This is a genomic window from Candidatus Nitrotoga sp. M5, from assembly GCF_927904885.1.
GTDB lineage: Bacteria > Pseudomonadota > Gammaproteobacteria > Burkholderiales > Gallionellaceae > Nitrotoga.
Genome location: NZ_CAKMNW010000057.1, coordinates 1 through 6366, shown reverse-complemented (window position 1 = coordinate 6366; position 6366 = coordinate 1). Strand labels below are relative to the sequence as shown.

Annotated in this window: 6 protein-coding genes; all 6 read right to left on the bottom strand. The window is 43.9% G+C overall.

Features of this window, described 5'->3' with window-relative positions; genetic code table 11:
• Window positions 1-190 precede the first annotated feature (190 nt).
• Window positions 191-1060 (bottom strand): phosphate-starvation-inducible PsiE family protein, encoded by an 870-nt coding sequence (locus MJ770_RS11045; RefSeq protein WP_239254118.1) that lies wholly within the window; start codon window positions 1058-1060, stop codon window positions 191-193.
• 113 nt (window positions 1061-1173) lie between these two features.
• The gene (locus MJ770_RS11040) at window positions 1174-1686 is read right to left on the bottom strand and encodes a lipocalin family protein (RefSeq protein ID WP_239254116.1); all 513 of its coding nucleotides are present in this window, start codon (window positions 1684-1686) and stop codon (window positions 1174-1176) included.
• A gap of 152 nt (window positions 1687-1838) precedes the next feature.
• On the bottom strand, window positions 1839-2837 hold the full coding sequence (locus MJ770_RS11035; protein ID WP_239254114.1) for a cytochrome-c peroxidase: 999 nt from the start codon (window positions 2835-2837) through the stop codon (window positions 1839-1841).
• A 154-nt stretch (window positions 2838-2991) separates the two neighbouring features.
• Window positions 2992-3351, bottom strand: a complete 360-nt coding sequence (locus MJ770_RS11030) for a DsrE family protein (RefSeq protein ID WP_239254112.1) — start codon at window positions 3349-3351, stop codon at window positions 2992-2994.
• An 85-nt stretch (window positions 3352-3436) separates the two neighbouring features.
• Window positions 3437-4084, bottom strand: coding sequence for a superoxide dismutase family protein (locus MJ770_RS11025; protein ID WP_239254110.1), 648 nt, complete (start codon window positions 4082-4084; stop codon window positions 3437-3439).
• Window positions 4085-4175: 91 nt separating this feature from the next.
• Window positions 4176-5564: a cytochrome c gene (locus tag MJ770_RS11020; RefSeq protein ID WP_239254108.1), complete on the bottom strand. Its 1389-nt coding sequence runs from the start codon at window positions 5562-5564 to the stop codon at window positions 4176-4178.
• Window positions 5565-6366: the final 802 nt, after the last annotated feature.

Sequence of the window (6366 nt, the reverse complement as noted above, 5' to 3'; positions counted from 1 at the left end):
CTTTCCAGTCTCTCAAGAATGAGCCAGAAACACCATACAAGCTTGTCGAAGGGCTTGTTCTACAGCGCAAGTGGTTCGACAAGCTCACCACGAACGGGCTAATGGATTATCTGGGTTCAAACTTCTTACTCACGCTTTGTCTTATCTGAAAAATTTAATGATTAGACGCGTCCTTAAATCTGACAACCTGCTAATCACCTTTTTTAAGCAGAACATAAGTGATACCCAAAGCTACCACTACCAAGGCCGAGGCACTAACATACGCGGGATCCAAATGTTTATAATCAAAAACGATTATTTTTCTTGAAATAGCCATCAACGCAGTGGCTACAACCAGCTTGACAGGAATTACATCACTTCTTATATAAATGGTTATATTTAGAAAAATTTCGATAGCTATCAACACGGCCAAAAATGAGCCAAATGTTTCCAATAGGTCATTTGTGTTCATCAGAAAACGCGGTGACTCGCTTATCTTGTCCCAGATTACGTAAAGCACATCAACAATACTTACAAGAATGACAAAAACCATTAATATAGACAAAAACTTAACGCCTATTCTTATAGTACGGTGTAAATATTTTATGAATGGATCATCATGCTCCACTGGAAGCTCTTCATGACTTTCGGTACTTACTTGCTTTACAAGTTTGCTACGTAAATGGGTCAATAAGGGACCAACAATATTTTTATTCGAGGCAAAACCGGCTGGAGTAAAGTCATGCTCAAAGAAGTTATTAAGCCCTTCCATTTTCCTCAATTCTTTGAGATCTATTTTCTCAAAGCCCATGCTCCAATATGGGAATGCTCGTTCAGTTATATTTAGTTTTTCAATGATTGTGCAATTTTTGTGGCGCGGATCTTTTTCTATTTCTTTATACAGATTTTCAACGAATGTCTCTTCACCCTCCAAGACTTGAAAAAAAGTTCCTTGAGAAAAAAGGAGAATCCCGGTTATGTTTTTAGCACCATTATTTGTCCGAGATTGTTTTAACAGCTCTAGCAGTTCATCTGAGCTCCATTCATGGCTTGCGGTACTAGCATAAGTCAGTCTAATCATTATGTTCTCCTCTGTTGAGTCGCTTTCATGATACTAGTCTTAGTGACCACACTTACATTGCCATTAAATACGAGATAAGAGTGCAAGTTCGACTTGGTTGTTGAAATAGACAACTAATCGTTACTACTATAAATCAATTTGCTTGTGTCAAACCCCAATGCTGTAGCTTTTGCGACGAGAGCATTTTTTATTTTTTCATCTATTTGTGGCTTTCTTGCCAGAACCCATAAGTAAGATTTGTCAGGGCCGCTCACGAGTGAGTATTGATAATTTTCATGGTCAAGTTCGAACACAATATAAGAACCATAAAAGGGACCAAAGAAAGAAACTTTCAAATAACCCTGATCTGCCCCTTTTACAAAGTAGGCTTTCCCTTCGGCTTCTTCCCACTTATTTTCCATTGCAGAATAACCACGATTTATTACTTTTAGACCACCATCATCTCTTAAACTATAATCTGCTGTTACTTGGGATAATCCTCGCTCAAATGAGTGATCCAGTCTCGCAATTTCATGCCACTTACCGAGATACCGCTCCAATTTGAAATTTTCAACAGGCTCCACATTTTCAGGTATTCCAACGCACCCAGTTAAAAATAAAATCATTGCAACGAATAATTTTTTCATATTTTTTCGACCAAAAAAGTCTAACGAGTAAACTGGATTCCTGTCTTCGCAGGAATGACGAATCAATCCTTCAAGGATTAGCTGCGATAATACTTACAAATTCCAGCGAATCAGAGCGATACAAATAGTTTGTAGCACTCTTTTATCTTTATCTATTCAAATGGTTTAGGTTTCGGCGTCCCTTTAGTTGAAGGGGGAAGGATTGGTAACGTGAGTTCAGGCTGCTTGCCGGTCAACGACTTTAAGAATGCCACTATTTTTGCGTTTTCTTCCTTTGTGAACTTGCGGCTCAACTCAATCCTGCCCATGGTGTCCACAGCTTCTTCCAAGGTTTCAACGGCACCATCATGAAAATAGGGATACGTTAGCTCCACGTTTCGAAGCGTGGGTACTTTGAACACGAAACGGTCGTCATCATTGCCCGTTACGGCGAACCTGCCTTCAGCCTTATTCATCGTTTTGTAGGTCTCAAATATTCCAAATTTTTGGAACGAACCACCACCTACGGCAGCGCCATTGTGGCAACCTGTACACCCACTTTCCTTGAATAGCTTATAACCTTCCAGCTCAGTTTGACTCAAAGCTTGCTTGTCACCCTTAAGCCATTTATCAAAACGTGAGTCGGGTGTCACCAAGGTTTCTTCGAATGCGGCAATCGCGGTGGTTACCATACCCATATCAATTTTATCTGTGACAAATAATTTCTTGAAGCGGGCCTGGTACTGGGGAATTGAGCTTAATACTGAAACTGTCAGCTCATGGGTAAATGCCATCTCTTTGGGGTTGGCAATGGGGCCACCTGCCTGCTCCTTCAGATCTTTGGCACGACCATCCCAGAATTGAGCCAGATTCATACTGGAATTCAATACTGTTGGCGAATTGATTGGCCCCTGCTGCCATTTATGGCCAATGGATGTTTGCAGATTGTCCGTGCCGCCCATGCTTAGGTTGTGACAGGAATTACAAGAAATGAATCCGGACTTCGATAGACGTGGATCAAAAAAAAGCATCTTGCCTAGTTCTACCATGTCTGGATTCTTTGGCTTAACTTCCTTGATTGGCTGGATAGGTTCATCTGCAGCAAGCGCAATTGCAGGAACAAAAATGGATCCAAGTGATAGCAGTGATATGACAAATGTTCGAATTAACATCGGCAACCCCCTGAAATTATGCGTATTATGGCGTAGCTGATAGTAGACATAAGTTACCTGCAGGGCGCTTCTAAAAATACGTGCACCATGCCTCAGTATGGTGATACGTATCGCCATACCGATTCACAGCTAACTAAGGTGATGAGTGCAGCGATCAAAACGTCACATTGCGGTCGCGTTCGGCCACGGCCTGGATGTAATCTGGCATCCCTTTAATTGATGCACCAGTTACAAGATCCTCCGCCATGATCTGCCGGGCCACGGCACAAGCGCCGCAGACCCAGATCTGCACGCCTGCTACCTGCACCGCTGTCATCAACTCTTGCAATGGAGTCAGATTCACGCCATGAATATGATCGGCCGTTCCTTTGCGACCGAGCGTCACGGCTTCGTTCCAGAGCCAGAGCACCACATCATGCCCTTGTTCCTTTGCCGTCTTCGCGGCCATGAAGGGCAACGTGGCCATCGTTGGATCGTCTGTGCCTCGACTACCGGATATTATGAAAGTTGACATCGTTTATCTCCTCATTCATTTGTAAGAACTACAGATTGAGCATCATATTTCACTCATGATGCTGTCCTGTCACTCTTTCCTTGCATCATTTTTTAATGATGACACCACATGCAATTCTGGGGCCACCTGGTGCGTCTTTTGTCGGAGGGTCTGGAAGGAATTGGTCTTCAAGTCCATGAATAATAAATGCAGTTCCATCTGCGTCGAAAAGGGACGTTAAACCGGGGGACAAAGTAACTCGGCTCGTCGTAGCATGCATAGTGCCTTTACCGTTCTTATCAACCACTAGATTGGGTAGGTCGCCTAAATGATAGGGATGATTTCCAAGACCTGGACTGACATTCGCCTCCGGGTTGACTGACGGATCGATGTTGCCATCGTAATGACCTTTCGCAGCCCCAAATGTTGGTTCGCATGCCCCTGTTTCATGGAAATGAACCGCGTGCCGTCCGGGCGTTAACTTGCTGCCAGGCTTACCTTGAAGTGTCATCTTGACATTGACGAGCCCTTCATATTTCTGATAAAGATGCGCCTCACCGGTAATGTCCGGGCCGGAGATTATCGCCTTTGCCTGAAGCTTTTTATCCAGCTTCCCTGCGTGATGTCCATGTTTTTTTCCAGCATGGTGACCATCTTTATTGTCTGAGTGATGGTCATCATCGGCAAAAACTGGGCCGGTAACACTACCCACAATCAATGCCAATGCCAACGGTAATTTCGTAACAAATTTCATGTGTATCTCCTAATTAAATAGTTGAAAAAACACTTTTTGTTGCCACCTTTCTACATCTGTGGCTTTGACACAGATACTCTGTGTACTCAGATCAACGTGCCAGTGATCTGATGTAATGAATGAGTTGCCACACCTGTTCATCCGATAGACTGGAGTAAGACATCATGCCGGTTCCCAGTGAGCCATTCTTGATGACCCAGAATAGCTGACCATCGGGAATGTCTTTCATCATTGCGTTGCAGGTAAAGTTTCTCGGTGGAGGAGACAAAGCTGCGCCCATGACGCCTTTTCCGTCGCCTTTATCTCCATGGCACATCGCACATTTAACGGGTGTGGCCGTTTTCAAAAAGAGTCTCATTCCAGCCTGGGTTGCCCTGATGGACGCTGGAACAGGATTCGTCTTGGCCAAAAACTCTGCTGGTGCTTTCACTGTCTTGCGGGGCTGCACACATGCTGCCGACTGGACTTCGACCGCTGCAGCTGCTATTCCCTGTACACCTTTAAACGTCGCTTGCAAGTAGGCAATCACATCGGCCACGCCCTGTTGGCCAAGTGTCAGATTCCAATAGGGCATATTCTCTGACTTCCCTACTGCCGGGCCGCCATGGTTAATCACGTTGTACAGATATTCCATGGGAAGCTTATCAAATGGAATATTGGCATGAATTGCTGGCTTCGGATCCAAACCAGACGCCGCAGGCCCATCACCTTTACCCGTCGCTCCATGACACTGCGAACAATACTCTTTATAGATGACTTTGCCGCGACCAACGCTGGCCATACCGAATTCCGGGCTCGTCCAAGGCTCGTAATACTTAAAGTCATTTACACCCTGTGTCATTAAGTACCCGATAACGGCGCGGAGTTGTGGCTCAGTTGCATCGGCCAAAAACTCGCCACTGTGAGGCGTAAAGTCTTGTGGATTCAGCCCAAACCGGAAGAGCCAATCTTGATTGTACCGTTGTCCGGATGCTTGCAGAGCGGTGCTCTGCGGTGCACCGATGATGTCTCCATCCTCATTAATCGTATGACAGCCGCGACAAGAATGAACCTTGAAAGCCATTCCGCCAAAATCAACCTCAAATTTTGTCACCTTCAACAGATCAAAGGCACCGACTTTAACTCGCGGATCCTTATTGTGTTTAGCAAAATAATCAGCGATAGCATTTGCTTTGGATTCGGAGATAACTGGATGCTTGGTTAGACCCTCGGTCAGATCCCAACGATAGCCCTTGGCATAGAGCGGTTTTTCTTTACCGGTTAACCAACTTATCAACCATGGTCGTCGGTATTTACTCCCTGCCCAGATAAGATCGGGCGCTTTGAGGTTAAAGCGGGAGTCGGGTTCGCCTTCTAAACGGTGACATTGGATGCATGTCTGTTTAAGGACACTCTTTGCAAGCGATTGATCTTCCGCGAAAGATATTCCAGGGAACGAAATCATTCCTACCAAAGCAATGAGCGCATTTCCAATAGCCATAGCTCTTTTCATATTCACAGCGCAATCCCTTTTATGTTTAGCAGGTGAGCGCATCTCCCGCTGCGCATCTCAAATCCAACCCGTTCGAAACGGATGATCGAGTTCGCGCAACATGGGCATCGATGTGCTACTGATGCAGTCTACACGACTGTAAACGAAAGTGATAACCCAAACAAATAATAAGCGTCTACTATTCTTTTTGTCAAACGTAACATAATGTTACATAAATAATTTATTTCAAACAGGGGTAGATCGTAATGGACAACATTACGGAAATTAAACATTTCAAATGTCTAGCTGCCTGTCGAACTTAAAGAATCGTAGAAAAAATTGAGCTGAGCGAGCGGAAAGTTAATTTTTCTAGCTTGCTCCGTGCGTCGAAATGCCAGCTTATCCAAATAAAGAAAAATGTTATTTTAGTTGATTCAGTTTGTTGGGGGAGGGCGCCAATACCGAGTCACGTAGTAAGTAGTGCAGGCGTTATAAGTGTACAAGAATGCCAGAAACCTGTGTTATGCCCACTGTATTGGTACTGAATATAGGTAAAAATACTTGCAAACAATTGAACGCTTTATTGCCATCCTTGAAACCGTAATTAACCATTAATTGGTAATGGGAATTAAGGAGGAAATGGGGTCATTCTGGCGCAATTAATTTATAAACGTAGTTCATTTCAGTATTGATCTCTCTTAATTCTATTAAGAGATGTAAATTAGTAAACAACCTAAATATATGGCCCGTAAAAACTTAATAAATTTCAACTACCTCAGTGAAATTCAGCAAGGATGCTTTAATTTAACGA

Bases quoted from the DNA above. Each gene is read 5' to 3' on its own strand.
- MJ770_RS11040 (WP_239254116.1), bottom strand. From the start codon at position 1,686: ATGAAAAAATTATTCGTTGCAATGATTTTATTTTTAACTGGGTGCGTT.
- MJ770_RS11035 (WP_239254114.1), bottom strand. From the start codon at position 2,837: ATGTTAATTCGAACATTTGTCATATCACTGCTATCACTTGGATCCATT.
- MJ770_RS11030 (WP_239254112.1), bottom strand. From the start codon at position 3,351: ATGTCAACTTTCATAATATCCGGTAGTCGAGGCACAGACGATCCAACG.
- MJ770_RS11045 (WP_239254118.1), bottom strand. From the start codon at position 1,060: ATGATTAGACTGACTTATGCTAGTACCGCAAGCCATGAATGGAGCTCA.
- MJ770_RS11025 (WP_239254110.1), bottom strand. From the start codon at position 4,084: ATGAAATTTGTTACGAAATTACCGTTGGCATTGGCATTGATTGTGGGT.
- MJ770_RS11020 (WP_239254108.1), bottom strand. From the start codon at position 5,564: ATGGCTATTGGAAATGCGCTCATTGCTTTGGTAGGAATGATTTCGTTC.